Here is a 17947-nt window from a genome sequence, read left to right on the forward strand (position 1 = left end):
TGTTGAAGACAGGACGCGCTTGCCTCCACAGGATGAGAATGACACAGAATATTTGATAGCGGTATCATAAAAAAGAAGGCCGGAGGCGATTGCCCCCGGCCTGTGCGTTTTTGATAGATGGATGTTCTATTTCAGCAGGGCCGCGTCGCCCCAGGTCACCGCCACGGGATGGGCGTTTTTGCCGGCGCTGGTGGCCACCAGTTCGACCAGACGCACACCTTTGAGATCGGCGGCAAGCGCCTGCGGGGCCTGCCCGAAGCGCAGGGGTTGGGACTTGGTGAGCAGCTTGCCATCGCCATAGACGGCAAAGGTCACGGCCTCTGTGGTATTGAGCGTGGAATCGTCCACCCCGACCTTCGCTTCAAAGCGGCGTTCTGTTGGCTGCACCCGTACCTCCAGCCGCGAATTGGCCAGGATGCCGATACCGCTGCGGAAGGGCTTTCCACCAATCTGAAGCGGGCGGCCATAGGGAGAGGCATCGGCCTGCGCGCCGCCCCAGCCGGTATAGGCGGGGATGTCGCCGCGCCCGCGCGTGCCGCTCCACGGATTCTTCATGCGATAGATGAAGGGATCGGCCTGCGGCACCACGACGCCATCGACGGCCGGATTCACGCGGCCCGGCAGGTCGGAAAGGTATTGGCCGTTGTTCAGCACGGGTGTGCCGCTGGCCATAAAGATCAGGGTTTGGTGCGGTTCGAGGTGGAACTTAGCTTCGCCCGTGAACGGCGTCTGATCGGCCTGTGTCCACAGATCGCGCAGCGTAACCGGTTGGTTGGCCAGATATTTCAGATGCTCGGCGGTCAGGATGACCTCCTTGCCCTCTGCCGTGCGGTTGAACAGGGCCACGGCCTTGCGCGTCGGGTCCGCGCCGACGGTCTTGATCAGGATCTGTATATCGTCGCTGTCGTAAGCGAGGACGGCCTGATGGCCGCCGGCATCCTGATTAAGCGCGATGAGGGCCTCATTGCCGAAAATCTGCATCAGTTCCGGGGTGGCCTGTTTCAGGTCGTAACCAATCAGCAACGGCGCATTGATCATGGCCCATAGGGCGAAGTGTGAACGGGCTTGCACGAGGTGCTGCGCGTCGAACTCGCCATGCCCGATAAACAGCATGTCGGGGTCGTTCCAGCTTCCCGGATGGGCATAGAGGGCGCGGGTGGCTGCCGAGTCGAAATTGCTCAGCATCCGTGACCACGAGGGGGTCAGGTCGTCGCTGGTGCGCGACAGGTTGCCGACATCCTTGCCCCAGGCGCGCACATCGGCGGAGCCCCACGCGCACAGCGAAAAGACGTAATCGCCGTCCGGATTGCTGGCCTTCAGGCTGGCCCCGATTTGCTTATATAGCGCCTTGACCGCCGGAATATTGGTGCGGCTGATGGATTGGAAATCAATCAGCGGCGGCAACTCGCGATAGGTGCCGGCCTTGACGCGCTCGGAGTCGGCGCCAAAGGCGCGCACGCCGCAGCCATCGACCTTGATGAAGTCGAAGCCCCATTCCTTAAAATAGAGGGGTATGTCCTGTTCGATATGGCCGTAAAGCCCGACTTCACGCTCCTGTACCGTGCCTTCGGGCAGGTTGGGGGTTTTGGGCCCGCCATAGGCCTGCGAGCAGGCATTGCGCCCCAGATCGGAATAGATGCCCGCTTTCAGCCCCATCTGATGAATACGGTCGGTGAAGGGGCGAAAGCTCGTCTCCTCCGGGCCGCCGACGGCCGCCGACGGGAAGAGTTTGGTGCGTATCTGCATACGACCGTCCGACTGACGCCGCTTGAGCCACCAGCCGTCGTCGATATTGATGTAGCGGTAGCCCTTGGCCGCCAGACCGCTCTCGACGATGATGCGCGCGGAATCGAGTACCCGCGCCTCGGTCAGGTCGGTGCCAAAGGCGTTCCACGAACTCCAGCCCATCGGCGGGGTTGCGGCGCGGCCTTCGCTATAGGCGCTCCACTTCCCCGTTGCGGCCAAAGGGTCGGCCACAGTCTCGGCGTGCGCGGCGGCGGTCAGGGCGAGGCTCAGAGCCAGCGCCATGGGGGCGGCGTGTCTGGCCAGGCGATGAAATGCAGGAGTCATGGAAAACCTTTCGAACGCAAAGTCAGGGTGACCGGCTCACCGATCGGGCGGCGGCAGTCGTCAGAATGAAATGGCAGGGTCGCCGGAACTCGCTAGAGCGAAATGACTTTCAGTGGAATCGCCATTTCGCTCTAGATTTTTGTTTTGTCGCGATGTTTTTGCGGAAAACCGCTTACACTTTTGGCTTCGCCGAACTTCGTTTCCGCACATCGCTCTAACGGGAGACGAAGGAAAAGCCGCAAGGTCGCGAGGTTAGCGCGAGCCTTCGTATGTGCGTCAGTCCCTGATCTTTGCAGGCTTTTTGTACGAAAACCGCTGTTGCCGTTTCGCCGCCCGTTGCGGACAAGCTAATATATCAGACAAATTGCGTCAATCGTTCAGACTTGGCTTTGCGGGATGCGTCAGGTCAGCGTTGCGGGCAAGCCGGTGGCTCTGGTCCTGATCCTGACCATCACCACGCCTTACGACCTCAAGCCCTGATCGGGGTGGCTTACAACTTATCGAACACTGAGCCCATGCGCGGCGCGAACAGCCGCTCATAGGTGCGCAGCAGATAGTTGTCGGTCATGCCCGACACGTAATCGCAGATGACGCGCGGATCGTCCGAGGCGGCGGCGTAGCGGGCGTACTGATCGCGCGGCAACAGGCGTTTGGGGTCCGATTGCAGGGCCTCAAACACCGCCACCACCATGGCCTGCCCCTTGAACTCCAGATGCTGTACGCTGGGGGAACGGATCACCTCGTCAAACACAAACCCTTTGAGCGCTTTGAGAAACCGCGCCGGGCCGTCGGGCAGTTCGACGCGATAGCGCAACAGCGGCTCGGCAAAGGCATCGTCTTCGGCAAAACGCGCATGGGTGATGAAATGCCCGACCAGCCGGTTGACATAGTGCTTGCGCGACCCCGAACCGCCGAAAAGGGCGCTGACCATGCCCTCATAGACATTGTTGCCGCTTTCGTGGGGATAGCGGGCCTTGAGCGCATCAAGAAACGAGGTGCAGGCACTTTCGGGCACCGCGCGACGAAAGGCGCTTTCGCTGACCAGAGTGAGCGCAATGGCGTCTTCGAGGTCGTGCACGCCATAGGCAATGTCATCGGCCACGTCCATCAGGCTGCAATCGAGCGATTTGTGCCGCGTGGCGTGGTGGCTGTCGGGTTGGGTGTCCAGCGCCTGAAACCGCGCCCGGTCGTCGTCGGACAACAGGTCCAGCACCCAGTCCACCACATCCGCCTCGCTGTCGAGATAGCCCTTGGGCGGCTTTGAGGCGCGACAGTCGATAATGTCGATCGTGGTCGGCCCCTTCATCAAAGCGGGCTTGCGCGCCGGTTGGGCCGCCTTCGACAGAGCGACCGGGTATTTCAGCACGCCCAGCAGCGTCCGCCGCGTCAGATTGGCCCCGGCGCTTCTGGAGAAGGTCTCAAGCCGCGACAGGATACGCAGGGTCTGGCCATTGCCCTCAAACCCGCCGTGTTCGCGCATACAATAGTGCAGCGCCACTTCGCCGCCGTGGCCGAAGGGCGGATGGCCCAGGTCGTGGGTACAGCCGATGGCCTGAATCAGGGCGCGGTCGGGCAGGTGGGCGGCGGCGCGATGCTCAGAATGATGGGTCTTGAGCTGCTTGTTAAGGCTGCCGCAAATTTGAGCCACCTCCAGCGAATGGGTCAGGCGCGTGCGGTAAAAGTCGCTGTCCCCCAGATTGAGGATCTGCGTCTTGCCCTGAAGGCGGCGAAAGGAGGCGGAATGGATGATGCGGGCATAGTCGATATCCCCGGCATCGCGGGCGTCATCGGCTTTGGCGGACCAGTTTTCGCGGCGGGCGTACCAGGACATCAGATTCGTTCACGGCTTCGGAAAATACCATCTTTAAGGGGCGCGACGCCCCACCGCCAGTGACGAATCCGCCGCGACGGGTTAAACAGTCAAAAAGTGAGAGGAATACCCCATGCCCCGCCGTTTCTGCTTTGCCCTCGATCTTCACGATGATGCCGACCTGATCACCCGTTACAAGGCCTGGCACGAGCCCGGTCAGGTGCCGGGCCCCATCATCCGCAGCCTGCGCGAGGCTGATATTCAGGCACTGGAAATCTGGCAGGCGCACGACCGTATGTTCATGATCATGGAGGTCGGCGACACCTTCGCGCCGGACGCCAAGGCCGCTGCCGATGCGGCTTCGGAAGACGTACAAGCGTGGGAGCGCCTGATGTGGGAGTTCCAGAAACCCCTGCCCAAGGCGCAACCGGGCGAAAAGTGGGTGCCCATGACTCGCATCTTCGATCTGGGCGAACAGCCTTAGATATAGGGCTTCAGGGCCGCCGCCAGAACCGGCACCTGCGCGGTGGCCAGCCCGGCCAGATTGACCCGTCCTGACGCCGCCATGTAGATGCCGTGCTGGGTGCGCAGGCTCAGCACCTCTTCCGGGCTGAGCGGCAGGGTCGAAAACAGGCCGTTTTGCCGCGTCAGAAAGCCCAGACCCGGATGCGCCGTCGCCAGCGCCGCGCGCAGGCTGTGAACGCGCAGACGCATGGCGTCCAGTTCATCGGACCACATTTTCGTAAGCGCCGCGTCGCTGAGGATCAGCCGCACCACAGCCGCGCCGTGATCGGGCGGCATGGACCACAGGGTGCGCGCGAGGTTGATCAGATTGCCGCGCAGCCGCTCACGCCGGGCCTCATCGCGGCACTGATAGAAGAGGGCGCCGACGCGATCCCGGTAAAGGGCGAAATTCTTGTTGCACGAATAGGCGATCAGGGCTTCGGGCACCTGTTTCAGCAGATCGCGCATCGGAGCGGCATCGGCTTCAAGGCCCTGCCCCAATCCCTGATAGGCGAGGTCGATCAGCGGCAGCAGGCCGCGTTCGGCGCACAGGCTGGTCACTTCACGCCACTGCTCAGGGCTGAGATCGGCCCCGGTCGGGTTGTGACAGCAGGCGTGCAGCAGGACGATATCGCCGGGGGCAGCGCTTTCCAGCGCCTTGCGTAAACCACCGAAGATCACCGACTGCGTGTCGCGGTCGAAAGAGCGGTATTCGCGGATCGTCAGCCCGGCGTCTTCCAGCAGCGGGAAGTGGTTGATCCAGGTGGGCGTCCCCACCCACACCGTCGCGCCGGGCCGGGCGCGGTTGAGCAGTTCCGCCGCCAGCCGCAGCGCCCCGGTGCCACCGGGCGTCTGCACGCCACTCAGCGCCGTATCGCCGCGCCGTGCCTCACCGAACACCACTGGGATCAGCGCCTCGACAAAGCCCATATCGCCGGCCGTCCCCAGATAGCTCTTGGAGGTCTGGCTGTGCAGCAGGGCAGTTTCGGCCTGTTTGACGGCGGCCATGACCGGGGTATTACCCTGTTCGTCCTTATAGACGCCGACGCCAAGGTCGATCTTGTCGGCGCGCGGGTCGGCCCGGTGCAACTGGATCAGCTCCAGCAGGCTGTCGGACGGTTGATCCTTCAGGGCGGCGAAGAGCGGGGAGGCGGTAAGGGTCGCGGTCACATCGAAGTCCAGTTCAGATAGCCAAGATTTCAGGCGGTAAAAATCTGCCCGTCGCGCACGGCGACCGGCCAAGGGGTGAGGGACGCGCCGGGGCAGGGGCCGCCGACGCACACACCGTTCGCAATGTCGAACAGCGCGCCGTGCCACTGACAGCGGATCAGGCCGCCATCGGGCGTCAGATAATCGTCCAGCGTCTGGCACAGCGGCAAACCGGCGTGCGGGCAGGCATCGACATAGCCGTGCACCGTCTGACCCCGCCGCACGACAAAGCCGTGGAAGCGCGCCTCGCCCACCTGAAGCACATAGTTGCGCGCGGTGCCGTCGGCTATGCGCTCAAGCGGCCCCAGCGCAATACCGGGGCGCACTTGCGTCAGGCGGGGTAGGGTGGCGGTCATGGCGCGACCGCTGGAAGAATGCGCGCCGTGCAGGGACCAAAGCCGATGGAGACAAACCCCTCGGCCTCGGCGCGGGCAAACAGGCTCAGCTCGTCGCCGTCTTCGAGGAAACGGCGCGTTTCGCCCGACGGCAGGGTGAGGGGCCTCTTGCCCCCTTCGGTCAGTTCCAGCAGGCTGCCTGCCTCCTGAGGCTGCGGTCCGGACAGGGTGCCGGTGCCCAACAGGTCGCCGGAGCGCAGATTGCAGCCGCCGCTGGCGTGGTGGGCGATGATCTGCGCCACCGTCCAGTACATGGCCTCTTCGGCGCGCGATTGCGCCAGTTCGACCGCTGCGCTCAGGCCCGGCGTGCGCAAGCGGGCCCCCAGACGGATGCGATAGCCGCCCTGTGCCTGATCCGCGGCTTCGATCAGATAGGACAAGGGGGCGGGATCATCGCTGGCGCGAGGCAAGGGCGCGGTACGGAAGGGGGCCAGCGCCTCCGCCGTGATCACCCAGGGCGAAATCGTGGTGTGGAAATTCTTGGCCAGAAACGGCCCCAGAGGCTGATACTCCCACGCCTGCACGTCGCGCGCCGACCAGTCGTTGAGCAGGCAAAACCCGGCGATACGCTCAGATGCCTCGGCTATCGGGACTGGCTGACCCAGCGGGTTTTCGCCGCTGATAAAGACGCCCAGCTCCAACTCGTAATCGAGGCGCTGCGTGGGCGCAAAGCGTGGGGTCTCGGCGTCCGGGGCCTTGATCTGCCCCAAAGGGCGCGTCACCGGCTCACCCGACACGCGCACCGAAGAGGCGCGGCCGTGATAGCCGATGGGGACGTGCTTGTAATTGGGCAACAGGGGGTTGTCGGGCCTGAACAGCTTTCCCACCGCGGTGGCGTGGTGGATGCCGACATAGAAGTCCGTATAGTCGCCGATCTCGGCGGGGAGATACAGGGTGCAGGTCTGCGCCGCATAGAGGTGCGGTGACACCGCCGCCTGATGCCCCGGATCGCTGAGCAGGGTCGAAAGGCGCTGACGCAGGGCGCGGCGCTCAGAGGCCGAGCGGGCAAACAGGCCATTGAGCGTGCGCGCGCCGAGCGCCGCCGCGTCACCCTCGATCAGTCCCGCTTCAAAGAGGCCGCGCAGGTCGAGAATATGATCACCAATGGCGGTCCCCAGGCGGCGCTCGTCGGACCCGTCCGGCGCAAACACGCCCAGCGGCAGGTTCTGGATCGGAAAATCGGCGTGGCCGTTGGCGTCAGGCAGCCAGCTTTTACGCTCAGGGTCGTGGGTAAAGTCGATCATGGCAGTCGGGCCTTTTCAAAGCCGCCCCAGCCGGCGTCATAATCGCCTTGCAGACCCGACAGGGCGAGGGCCTGAGTGGTGGGGCGCAGCACAAAGCGCGTTTCAAACATGAAGGCCATGGTGCCTTCGTACTTATGGGGTTTCAGGTCCGCCGATACCCCCGCGTCATAGCTGGCGCGATCCGGGCCGTGGGCGTTCAGGCAATTGTGCAAGGACGCGCCACCGGGGGCGAAGCCTTCGGCCTTGGCGTCATAGACGCCTTCGATCAGGCCCATGAATTCGCTCATGATATTGCGGTGGAACCACGGCGGGCGGAAGGTGTGTTCGGCCACCATCCAGCGCGGCGGGAAGATCACAAAGTCGCAATTGGCCGTGCCGGGCGTGTCGGAAGGCGCGGTCAGGACGGTGAAGATCGACGGGTCGGGGTGGTCGAAACTGACCGTATTGATCGTGTTGAAGCGTCGCAGATCGTAGCGGTACGGACAGAGGTTGCCGTGCCAGGCCACCACATCGAACGGCGAATGGTTGAGCGTCGTGGTCCACAACCGCCCCTGAAACTTCTGGATCAGTTGATGCGGCGCGTCTTCGTCTTCAAAGGCCGCCACCGGGGCTTCGAAATCGCGCGGATTGGCCAGCCCGTTCGCCCCGATGGGCCCCAGATCGGGCAGGCGGAAGACCGCGCCGTGGTTTTCGCAGATATAGCCGCGTGCAGGCCCTTCCGGCAGTTCGACGCGGAATTTCAGCCCGCGCGGGATCACGACGACGCTGAGCGGTGCCGCCTCGATCACCCCGCATTCGGTGATGATTTTCAGAGCCCCTTCCTCCGGTACGATCAGCCATTCGCCATCGGCATTGAAAAAGGCACGCCGGGTCATGCTGGCCGTGGCGGCATAAAGATAAACCGTCACGCCGGTCTGGGTCGCCACATCGCCATTGGCGGCATAGGCCGTCATCCCGTCGATAAAATCGACCGCGCCTTGTGGCGTCGTCAGCGGCGACCAGCGCAGGCGGTTGGGCGAGGGCGGCGGCCCGTCCGTGCGCCAGCCAGGGGCTTCCAACGGCACAAAGGCCGCGTGCTGCGCCGATGGCCGCAGACGATAAAACCACGTGCGGCGGTTTTCACTGCGCGGGGCGGTGAAGGCCGTACCCGAAAACTGCTCGGCATAGAGGCCGAACGGCACGGCCTGCGGCGCGTTCTGGCCCACGGGCAGGGCACCGGGCACGGCCTCGGTGGCGAAATGATTGCCAAATCCGCTGAGATACGGGCGCATCACGCATCGACCGAGATGACGCCGCGGCGGATCTGATCAAGTTCAATCGACTCGAACAGGGCCTGGAAATTGCCGTTGCCGAAGCCTTCATTGCCCTTGCGCTGGATGATCTCGAAGAAGATCGGCCCGAACAGGTTTTCGGTGAAAATTTGTAGCAGGATGCCCTCTTTGCCGACATTGCCGTCGATCAGGATGCGGTTGCGACGCAGCCGCTCAAGGTCTTCGCCGTGGTTTGGGACGCGCTTGTCCACCAGTTCGTAATAGGTCTCGATCGTGTCCTGAAGCCGCACCCCGCGCGCCCGCAGCTTTTCCACCGTCGTGTAGATGTCGTCGGTGGTCAGCGCCAGATGCTGAATGCCTTCGCCCTTGTATTCTCTGAGATATTCCTCGATCTGGCTCTTGTCGTCCTGCGACTCGTTGAGCGGGATGCGGATGGCCTTGTCCGGGGCGATCATGGCCTGAGAAAAGAGGCCGGTGGCCTGCCCCTTGATGTCGAAATACTTCTGCTCCTCGAAGCCGAAAATGCGCGAATAGAAGTCCGACCACACGCGCATCTGACCGCGATGCACATTGTGGGTGAGGTGGTCGAGCAGGTCGAGCCCGACGCTGTTCTCGCGCTCGGCCGCCTCCGCTCCCGGCACAGCGAACCAGTCGGCATAGAGCTGATCCGTGTCGGGTGTCAGATAGAGGTAGGAGCCGCCGATGCCCTGAAGCACAAAACTGCCGTCGCCCAGCGTGCCGGCGGCGGCGTCTGTGGCCTTGGCTCCGCGCGACAATGCGGCCTCAAAGGCGGTTTGCGGATCGGCGACGCGGAAGGCCATGCCCGAGGCCGAGGGACCATGCCCCTGACGGAATTCGGCCGCTTGACCCGTCGCCTCTTCGTTGAGCAGCAGGTTGATGCGGCCCTGCTTATAGCGCGTTACGGCCTTGGACGGATGGCGTGAAGCCGCGACAAAACCCAGACGCTCGAAATGGGCGCGCATGGCGGCGGGGTCGGGGCTGGTGAACTCGACAAACTCAAAGCCATTGAGACCCAGAGGGTTGTGCGGAGTGATGGACATGGGAACCCCTGTTTTGTTTCGATTGATATAGTATCTATTGAAACAATTTAAAAAATCCAGTCTCTTTTTCGTGAGGCCTGTGGAAAGGCGTCCGCAGGCGGGTTAAGCTTCGTCCATGCGCGCCGTGATCCTTCTGCCGCTCGTGGCGACTTCTGTGATGCTGTCTGGCCTGTCCCGGCCACAGGTCAGCCATGCCCCGTTCGGCGTGACGGCGGGCGGTGAGGCGGTGGAACGCTACACCCTGCGTAACCGGCGCGGTTCCGAAGTGTCGGTCCTGACCTATGGGGCCATTCTCGATGCCGTGCGGCTACGCGACCGGCACGGGCGTTGGGACAATGTGGTGCTCGATCTGGCCGACCTGAAGGCGCATGAGGCGCGCGCCAATTTCAGCGCCGTGGTCGGGCGCTTCGCCAACCGCATCTCCGGGGGCGGCTTCACGCTGGACGGGCAGCGCGTGGTGCTCGACCCCAAAGGCGGGATCGTCTCACACGGCGGCAAACCGGGCTTTTCCGGGCGGGTATGGACCGCTGAGCCCTGCACGACGCCGGGCTGCCGTTCGCTGACCTTGCGCTACGTGAGCCCCGATGGCGAAAATGGCTTTCCGGGGAGGTTGCGCGTCTCGGTGAACTATAGCCTGTCCGACGACGATACGTTGACGCTGGACTATCGCGCAACGACGGACAAGCCGACCGTGATCAACCTGACGAACCACGCCTATTTCAATCTGGGTGGAGCGGCGTCGGGTTCGACCGACGGCCAATACCTGCAACTGAAGGCTGACGCCATCACCGCCCTGTCGGACAAGAAGCTGCCGACAGGGGCCTTGCGTCCGGTCGTGGGCACGCCATTTGATTTACGCAAGCCCGCTCAGATCGGCATGCAGATCGTCAGGGCCGATCCGCAACTGAAGATCGGCGGCGGCTTTGACCATAATTTCGTGCTGACCAAACCCCATCCCGGCGCACTGAGCGTGGCGGCGCGAGCCTGGGACCCCAAAAGCGGCCGGACGCTGGAACTGAAGACCACCGAGCCGGGTTTACAGCTCTTCACCGGCAACGGCTTTAACGGCACGCTGAAAGGGCGGGCGGGCAATCGCATCTGGCCGCGTGACGGCTTTGCCCTGGAAACGCAGCATTTTCCAGACAGCCCCAACCGACCGGAATTTCCTTCGACCGTGCTGCAGCCGGGCGAGGTCTTTCACTCGGTGACCACGATCCGCTTCGGCACGGCGAAGACACTGAAAGAGGCCTTCCCGGATTAAAAGAACCCCGATCTTGCGATCGGGGTTTTTTTGTTAGAGCGGAATTCGTTCAGGCCGAATCGAAACGCAGTTCGGCACAGCCAAATTCCACTCTAACATTTTGTTTTGTCGCGCATTTGATTCCAAAAACCGTTGCACACTTTTTGGAATGCGCTCTATCCGATTTTGGCCGGTTCGAGCTTCGGCATCAAAAGATGCACGGCCAGAAGCGCCAGAAAATAACCCGTTGCCGCATAGACGAAGATGGGCGTGTAGGAGCCGATCTTGTCGAGCACATAGCCCGCATATTTGGCCATGGCCATGCCGCCGAAGGCCCCGAACATGCCGCCGATCCCGACCACCGAGCCCACAGCGCCATTGGGGAAGACGTCCGATGGCAAGGTGTAGAGATTGGCCGAAAAGCCCTGATGCGCGGCGGTCGCCACACCGATGATGGCCACGGCGACCCACAGATTGTCGGCCATGGCCGCGACGCCCACCGGCAGGGCCAGAGCGGCACAGATCAGCATGGTGACCTTGCGCGCCGCGTTGACGCTCCAGCCGCGCTTGATGAACTGCGACGACAGCCAGCCGCCGCCGACCGACCCGATGTCGGAGAGGAGGTAGATGGCCACCAGCGGCGGGCCAAAGGTCTTGAGATCAAGGCCATAGCGCTTGTGCAGGAAATCCGGCAGCCAGAAGAGGAACATCCACCAGATGGGGTCGATCAGGAACTTGCCCAGCGCATAGCCCCAGGTTTCCCGGGCGCGAATGACCTTAAGCCAGGACACCTTTTCGACTACGACCACCGGGTCCTGTTCGATATGGCTGAGCTCCAGCGCATTGACCTTTTTATGTTCGCGCGGGCGGCGATAGACCAGCCACCATACGGGCAGCCACAGAAGGCCGACAGCACCGGTAAAGATAAAGGCCGCCTGCCAGCCAAAGGTCAGGGTAATGGCCGGAATGACCAGCGGCGTGACAATGGCCCCGATATTGGTCCCGGCGTTAAACAGCCCGACCGCAAAGGCACGTTCGGACTTGGGGAACCATTCCGACACGGCCTTGACGCCACCGGGGAAGGCCCCGCCTTCGCCGATGCCGAGGAAGACGCGGGCGATGATGGCATCTTTCAGCGATGACATGGCCGCGTGGCCGATATGCGCCGCCTGCCAGATGACAAAGGCCAGAGAGAAGCCGATGCGCGCCCCGAAACGGTCCACGATCTTTCCGAAGGCGAGGTAGGAGAGGGCGTAGGCGAACTGGAACCAGAAGACCAGATCGGCATAGTCCAGTTCGCTCCAGCCGAATTCCGCTTGCAGGGTCGGCTTGAGGAGGCTGACCGTCTGACGGTCCACATAGTTGATGACCATGGCCGTGAACAGTAATGTCACGACCAGCCAGCGGTAGCGCGTCGCGCCAGCGGGGGCGTTTGAGCCCGAAGGTGCCTGCATGGCGGTTTCCTTTATTTCTTTTTGTTTTCGTTAGTGTCTTTGGCGTTCAGTGCTCCGATCAGCGCCTTCATATTGTCGATATAGGCGCTGGTCGAAATGCCGATGACGGGTTTATCGGCGATGTAGGGCGAGGTGTCGGTCTTGTCGCCAACGTGCGTCGAGCGGTAATCCCCTTCGGTCGGCGTCGGCGACCCGTCTCCGATATAGGGGTTGGAGGTCGATTTCAGCTCGGTCGGCCACCAGCCGTCCTTGTTCAGTGATTTGACCAGCTGACCGGCGGTTTCGGCGACGCGGCTGTGGTTGAGGTCGGAATCGCTGTGTTCCTCGATCAGGAAATAACGCGGCAGCGGCTTGGCCACGCCGTATTTCAGCGGCGAGTCTTTGGAGGCCTCTTCCGGTGGGGTGGCTTTCAGCTTTTCATAGTCCTGACGCAGCTTGGCGACATTGATCGAGCGCGTCGAGCTGTAGTGGCGCAGCGTATGCTCCGGATTATAGTCGGCATAGTAGTGGCCGTTGACGACGTTTGAGCCTTCGCGGTGCGTATAGAGCGCCTTATTGGTGCCCAGTTCCACAAACGACGGATAGAGGGGCTTTTCGCCGGGCAAACGCACCGAGTCGAGCCAGTCGAGCGCTGCGGGAATCGGTGCCAGATATTTGGTGTCGCCGGTGAGCTTATAGAAGTCCATCAACTGCCGGATGGCGCTGGCGGTGGTGTGCGCCGACAGGGATTTCGGCTCATAGGTACGCGCCCCGGCGGGCTTGAGATCGGGCGTATATTGCAGCGCCCAGCCGGCCTGCGGCGCGCCGTTTTGCGCCAGAATATAGATGTTCATGCCGCGGTTTATGGCATCGAGAACGCGCGTTTCGCCCAGCGCCTGATAGCAGAGGATCAGGAAGTGGACATTACCGGCGGCTACATCATCATTGAAGGTGATGTAGGAGGTGTAGTCCGGCTGACCGTGGTGCGAAAACTCATACTTCAGCGGATAACGCTGCGGCCAGCCGCCATTGGGGTACTGGCTCTTGAGGACGAAGTCGATCGCCTTGTCGAGGGAGGGTTTGTACTTCGGGTCGTGCTTTTCGAGATAGAGACGCAGGATGAAGGTCATGGCCTCCACCGTGCCGTCATCGTCATAGGTGGCGTTGCCCCAATAGTGCTGGAATTCTTCCATGCGCCAGGCGTTCTTGCCAATGGTGTCGTACCACTGTTTCGTTGAGGCCTCGCCACCGAAATCGATGAAATAGTGCCAGCCGCCATTGTCCTGCTGTCCGAAGATCAGGGCGGCGGCGGCCTTTTCGGCGGCGGTGTAGTAATACTCATCGCCCGTGGCATGGTAAGCGTCGAGGAAGAGGTGACCCATGGTGGCCGTACCTGGTGGCTGCACCCAGATCATGCTGGGTTTGGCTTCCAGTTCACCCCAGCGGCGCGACATGTCCGGCAGATAGGACCACACATAGCCCCCATTGGTCGAAACGGTCTCGACCATGAATTGCGTGGCCTTGCGCATAGTCTTTTTGACCGCGCTGTCCGACGGCTGAGGGGCGGCTGTGGCGAGCGGGCTGCACAAAGCCAGACACAGGCCCGCCGTGAGACCTGCAATCGATTTTAAAAAGGGGCGCATGGAGTAGGCGTCTTTCCCGAAACTGAGCGTTTGTTTTTATGGTTGGCGCTACCTTATACGGTAATGACACCGGTTTCCAGCGTATCGCCACAAATTTTTTCGGGACAGTTTTTCAGACGCAGAAGTGACGGGATTAATTCGGCAAGGGGTAGGGCGACAGGGCGGCGCTGAGGCGACCCAGCGTCACGGGTTTCGACAGGTAGCCGTCCATACCGGCATCGAGGCAAAGCTGGCGCTCATCAATCAGGCCCTGCGGCGTCAGGCCGATGACGACGACCGGCGGGATCAGCCGGCGACGTTCCAGATCACGGATTTGGCGTGTGGCGCGAAACCCGTCCATGTCCGGCAGGTCGATGCTGAGCAGAACAACGTGGCCCTCACGCGACAACAGGGCCTCCAGCAAGGCGTTACCGCGGGTAAGGACCACGGCCTTCAGCCCCAGATCCTCCAGCAAGGTGACGATGAGGTCGGCGCTGGGGGGGTGCGGCTCGGCCAGCAGGATAAGGGGGGCGGCGGACGCCATAAATGTGCGGACCTTTCGAGGAAGCGGGTTTTATTGAAACCTTGCGACCGCGTGCCTAACCCGACATGGCGGCATTGTATGTGCACTCGTACACATAGGGGGCAAACGTGATGAGGCCCTCTATGGACACGCTCCACCCCGAACTGTTGAGCAGCAATCTGCTGATGGCGCTGCGCCCCGCCGACCGGATGCGGCTGCAAGCGCGTATGGAGGTGATCGAAGCCCCGCGCGGCATGGTCCTGTTCAATGCCGGGGACGTGGTGCGCCACGCCTGGTTTCCGCTGGGACCCACCCTGGTGGGTTTCCGTGTGCTGCTGGATGACGGGCGCGGGGTCGAAACGGCGCTGGTCGGGCGCGAAGGGGCCGTTGGCGGCATTGTCAGTCAGGGCCGTCTGCCCGCCTTTTCGTGCGCCGAGGTACAGTTTCCGGGCAAGCTGCTGCGCATTGATCTGAAGACACTGGAGGCGCTGAAGGCCGAATCCCTGACGCTCCGCTACTTCTTTGCGCGCTATTCCGACTGCCTGCTGGCGCAGGTGTTTCAGTCGGTGGCCTGCAACGCCACCCATACCATCGAACAGCGCGCGGCGCGCTGGCTGACCCTGGCGCTGGACCGCACAGAGACGGCGACAATCCCGCTGACGCAGGATCAGTTGTCGTCTATGCTGGGCGTCGGGCGGGCCTATGTCAGCCGTGTCATGGGCGTGTTGCAGCGGGACGGCCTGCTGGCCACCGTGCGCGGGCGGGTCGAAATCCGCGATCCGGCCGGGCTCAGGCAGCGCGCCTGTGGCTGCGCCAATCAGGTGCGCGCCCATTTTGACGAAGTGCTGGCCGGGGTCTATCCCGCGCCGGAAGACGATGAGATGACAGCGAAATGAAACTGCACGGCTATTTCCGCTCCTCGGCCGCCTGGCGCGTGCGTATCGCGCTGGCGCTGAAAGGTCTCGACTATGATCAGGTCTTCGTGCACCTGCGTCACGGCGATCAGCGCGCGCCTGCCTATCTGAAGGTCAACCCGCAAGGTCTGGTCCCGGCGCTGGAGGTCGAAGACGGAGAGATACTGACCCAGTCTCTGGCCATCTGCGAATATCTGGATGAGGTCTATCCGCAGGCGCCACTTCTGCCCGGCAGCGCGCTGGAGCGAGCGCGTATCCGCGCCTTGGCCTACGCCATCGCCTGCGAAATCCACCCGGTGCAGAACCTGCGTGTCCTCAACCGGATCAAGGCGCTGGGTCAGGACGAGGCGGGCGTCAGGGCGTGGGCGCAGGAGACGATTGCCACGGGCTTCGACGCCTGTGAGGCCCTGCTGGAAGGGCAGGCGGGACCCTACTGTTTCGGCGCGCAGGTGACGCTGGCTGACGTTTTTCTGGTGCCGCAGATGGCCAATGCCCGCCGCTTTGGGGTCGAACTGCGCTGGCCGCGTCTGAGGGATGCCGAAGCCGCCTGTCTGAGCCATCCGGCCTTTGACGCCACGCGACCGGACGTGCAGCCGGATGCCGAATGATCGGGTTTGGACCCTAGACCGGATTACGGTACAGCCGACCCTTTTCGACCACCAGAATGATGCTGATGGCTGTCAAGCCCAGCCCCATAGCCGCCAGCGGCAAAAGCCATACGCCGCCGGACCAGAACTGACCGATCCACGCCCCGATCAGGCCGCCGCCGACCATCGACAGCACCCCCTGAAGCGAAGCCGCGGTGCCCGCCACATGGCCGACCTTTTCCATGGCAATCGCCGTGAAGTTGGAGGTACACATGGCCATGCACATCATGGTCAGGCCCTGCAGAAGCGTGAAACTGATCAGGGTCTCATAGCCCAGCAGCGCCCACACCACGTGCACGACGGACAGAATAATCAGGGCGGTTAGCGAACGGTGTGACATGACGCGCGTCCCCAATCGCTCGACCAGCCGGATATTGATAAAGGCCCCGACCGCCATGGCTCCGGCGCAGAGGGCAAAGACCAGCCCCAGATAACCCGGCTGATGGAAAACCTCTTCGAAGATCTGCGGCATCATCGACAGATAACAGAGGATCATCGCCGTCATCACCATCACCGCCAGCCCATAGCCGAGTGAGGTGGGCTCTGAGGCGATATAGCGTGCCACGCGGAGGAACTTGCCCGGTGAGGGGGCGAAGCGCTGCTCGACCGGCAGGGTTTCCGGCAGACGCAGCCACACCCAGACAAAGACCAGTAATCCGGCAATCGTCAGCGCAAAGAATATACCTCGCCACGGAAAGGCAAGCATGATCAATTGCCCCAGGCTGGGGGCCATGATCGGTACGGCCATGAAGATGACGTGTGAGGTCGAGAGCACCTTGGCCATGCGCGCGCCAGAATAGAGATCGCGGATGGCTGAGCGCGGGATCACATTGGCCGAGGCCGCCGCCACGCCCTGAAAAAAGCGCAGCAGGATCATGTGCTCCAGATCGGTGACCAGAGACACGGTCAGCGACAGCAGCACATAGACGATCAGCCCGCCCAGCAACACGCGGCGTCGCCCCAGCCAGTCAGACAAGGTGCCGCAGATAAACTGACCTATACCGATCCCCATAAAGAATACGGAGATAATCAATTGCATCCGATTGGCATTGTCGATGCCGAAATCCGCTGCCATGGCGGGCAGGGCGGGCAGCATGGTGTCCACGCTCAGCGCCGTCGCGGCCATACAAGCAGCGATAATGGCGACGAATTCGGGGAACGGCGGGATGTCCTTGGGGGGGAGCTTGAACATGACGCGCCCCCTATAGCCGGATGACGCTACGAAAGAAATTACGAGTTTGGGAAAAGTTGAATATCTTGGCCGATAGACAGGGCTCCGGGTCTGGGGCTTAGTTCGCCTTCAGATAGGCTATGATATCAGCACGCTTTTTGGCATCCTTTGTCGGGGCCATGGCCATGGTGTTGCCGGGGAGGGTGCCGCCGGGGTCAGCCAGAAAGCGGTCCAGTTGCGCCTCGCTCCATACCGGCCCCTTCTTCATCGCGGCTGAGTAGCTGAACTTCGGATCATTGGTCCCTGCCTTCTTGCCGACAATGCCGGCCAGTGACGGGCCGATGCCCGTGGCACCCGGCTTCACCGAATGGCACGACATGCAAGCCCCGAAGGCCTTTTTACCGGCAACAGCGTCCTGCGCCTGCGCCGGGGTGAGGGACACGATCAGCAGCAAAGCGCCAGTCAGGGGCGTCAGGGCTTTCAAAATGCGGGTCATGGCAATCCTGTTGAGGGGTGGGTCTGTCTGTCTTTAACAGGCTCTGTGCCCTCGTAAATACGGAATCCGACGTCAGATCCGGCGCACAGAATCAAGAAAGGCCCCGCAAAGGGGGCCTTCCGAAAGTATTTAGACTGGTATTAGTACCAGTATCCGAACAGCCAATCCCACATGATATGCCTCACTTGATCACGCTAAACAGCCCTATCGCTGTACGTGCATGGTTAACACTTTCTAAACGCATTGACAAGCATTAACCAAGAATTTTTACGGCAAATTAACCCGTTTTTTCTCGCAACTGACGAATTGTGCAAGGAAATCAAAATAAACCTTGTCA

The 17947-nt window shown here is 62.2% G+C and carries 16 protein-coding genes; 4 read left to right on the top strand and 12 right to left on the bottom strand.

Annotation, left to right across the window (positions count from 1 at the left end; all coding sequences use genetic code 11):
* Window positions 1-126 precede the first annotated feature (126 nt).
* The gene (locus EM6_RS11845; protein ID WP_126423270.1) at window positions 127-2070 is read right to left on the bottom strand and encodes an NPCBM/NEW2 domain-containing protein; all 1944 of its coding nucleotides are present in this window, start codon (window positions 2068-2070) and stop codon (window positions 127-129) included.
* A gap of 490 nt (window positions 2071-2560) precedes the next feature.
* On the bottom strand, window positions 2561-3901 hold the full coding sequence (locus EM6_RS11850) for an anti-phage deoxyguanosine triphosphatase (RefSeq protein WP_126423272.1): 1341 nt from the start codon (window positions 3899-3901) through the stop codon (window positions 2561-2563).
* Window positions 3902-4013: 112 nt separating this feature from the next.
* Between EM6_RS11850 and EM6_RS11855 the strand changes: the two genes are divergently transcribed.
* Complete coding sequence (locus EM6_RS11855) at window positions 4014-4364, top strand: L-rhamnose mutarotase (RefSeq protein WP_126423274.1); 351 nt, start codon at window positions 4014-4016, stop codon at window positions 4362-4364.
* Here EM6_RS11855 and EM6_RS11860 read toward each other — a convergent pair.
* From EM6_RS11860 to hppD, 5 genes are read right to left on the bottom strand one after another with little or no spacing between them, the layout of a single operon-like run.
* Window positions 4361-5554, bottom strand: coding sequence for an aromatic amino acid transaminase (locus EM6_RS11860; RefSeq protein ID WP_126423276.1), 1194 nt, complete (start codon window positions 5552-5554; stop codon window positions 4361-4363). The genes EM6_RS11855 and EM6_RS11860 overlap by 4 nt on opposite strands.
* Window positions 5555-5583: 29 nt before the next feature.
* Window positions 5584-5949: a Rieske (2Fe-2S) protein gene (locus EM6_RS11865; RefSeq protein ID WP_126423278.1), complete on the bottom strand. Its 366-nt coding sequence runs from the start codon at window positions 5947-5949 to the stop codon at window positions 5584-5586.
* The gene (gene fahA, locus EM6_RS11870) at window positions 5946-7232 is read right to left on the bottom strand and encodes a fumarylacetoacetase (RefSeq protein ID WP_126423280.1); all 1287 of its coding nucleotides are present in this window, start codon (window positions 7230-7232) and stop codon (window positions 5946-5948) included. Before fahA ends, EM6_RS11865 begins: the two co-directional genes overlap by 4 nt.
* Window positions 7229-8503, bottom strand: coding sequence for a homogentisate 1,2-dioxygenase (gene hmgA, locus EM6_RS11875; protein ID WP_126423282.1), 1275 nt, complete (start codon window positions 8501-8503; stop codon window positions 7229-7231). The genes fahA and hmgA overlap by 4 nt, the downstream gene beginning before the upstream one ends.
* A complete protein-coding gene (gene hppD, locus EM6_RS11880) occupies window positions 8503-9564 on the bottom strand; it encodes a 4-hydroxyphenylpyruvate dioxygenase (RefSeq protein ID WP_126423284.1) in 1062 nt (353 codons plus the stop codon). The genes hmgA and hppD overlap by 1 nt, the downstream gene beginning before the upstream one ends.
* Window positions 9565-9679: 115 nt before the next feature.
* Here hppD and EM6_RS11885 point away from each other — a divergent pair, with 115 nt between their 5' ends.
* Window positions 9680-10825 (top strand): aldose epimerase family protein, encoded by a 1146-nt coding sequence (locus tag EM6_RS11885; protein ID WP_126423286.1) that lies wholly within the window; start codon window positions 9680-9682, stop codon window positions 10823-10825.
* Between the two features lie 155 nt (window positions 10826-10980).
* On the opposite strand, the gene EM6_RS11890 is transcribed toward EM6_RS11885, so the two are convergent.
* From EM6_RS11890 to EM6_RS11900, 3 genes are all read right to left on the bottom strand, one after another.
* Entirely contained in the window at window positions 10981-12258 is a 1278-nt protein-coding gene (locus EM6_RS11890) for an MFS transporter (RefSeq protein WP_126423288.1), read from the bottom strand.
* 11 nt (window positions 12259-12269) lie between these two features.
* Window positions 12270-13880: a pectate lyase gene (locus EM6_RS11895; protein ID WP_126423290.1), complete on the bottom strand. Its 1611-nt coding sequence runs from the start codon at window positions 13878-13880 to the stop codon at window positions 12270-12272.
* Between the two features lie 133 nt (window positions 13881-14013).
* Window positions 14014-14403 (bottom strand): response regulator, encoded by a 390-nt coding sequence (locus EM6_RS11900; RefSeq protein ID WP_126423292.1) that lies wholly within the window; start codon window positions 14401-14403, stop codon window positions 14014-14016.
* 122 nt (window positions 14404-14525) lie between these two features.
* On the opposite strand from EM6_RS11900, the gene EM6_RS11905 reads away from it, so the two are divergent.
* Both EM6_RS11905 and maiA read left to right on the top strand, forming a co-directional pair.
* Window positions 14526-15278, top strand: coding sequence for a Crp/Fnr family transcriptional regulator (locus EM6_RS11905; protein ID WP_126423294.1), 753 nt, complete (start codon window positions 14526-14528; stop codon window positions 15276-15278).
* On the top strand, window positions 15275-15904 hold the full coding sequence (gene maiA / locus EM6_RS11910; protein WP_126423296.1) for a maleylacetoacetate isomerase: 630 nt from the start codon (window positions 15275-15277) through the stop codon (window positions 15902-15904). Before EM6_RS11905 ends, maiA begins: the two co-directional genes overlap by 4 nt.
* A 13-nt stretch (window positions 15905-15917) precedes the next feature.
* Here maiA and EM6_RS11915 read toward each other — a convergent pair whose 3' ends face one another.
* Together EM6_RS11915 and EM6_RS11920 are read right to left on the bottom strand one after the other, a co-directional pair.
* Window positions 15918-17135: a multidrug effflux MFS transporter gene (locus EM6_RS11915; protein WP_126423298.1), complete on the bottom strand. Its 1218-nt coding sequence runs from the start codon at window positions 17133-17135 to the stop codon at window positions 15918-15920.
* Window positions 17136-17232: 97 nt separating this feature from the next.
* Window positions 17233-17610: a c-type cytochrome gene (locus EM6_RS11920; RefSeq protein ID WP_126423300.1), complete on the bottom strand. Its 378-nt coding sequence runs from the start codon at window positions 17608-17610 to the stop codon at window positions 17233-17235.
* Window positions 17611-17947 lie beyond the last annotated feature (337 nt).

It is taken from the genome of Asticcacaulis excentricus (assembly GCF_003966695.1).
Lineage (GTDB): Bacteria > Pseudomonadota > Alphaproteobacteria > Caulobacterales > Caulobacteraceae > Asticcacaulis > Asticcacaulis excentricus_A.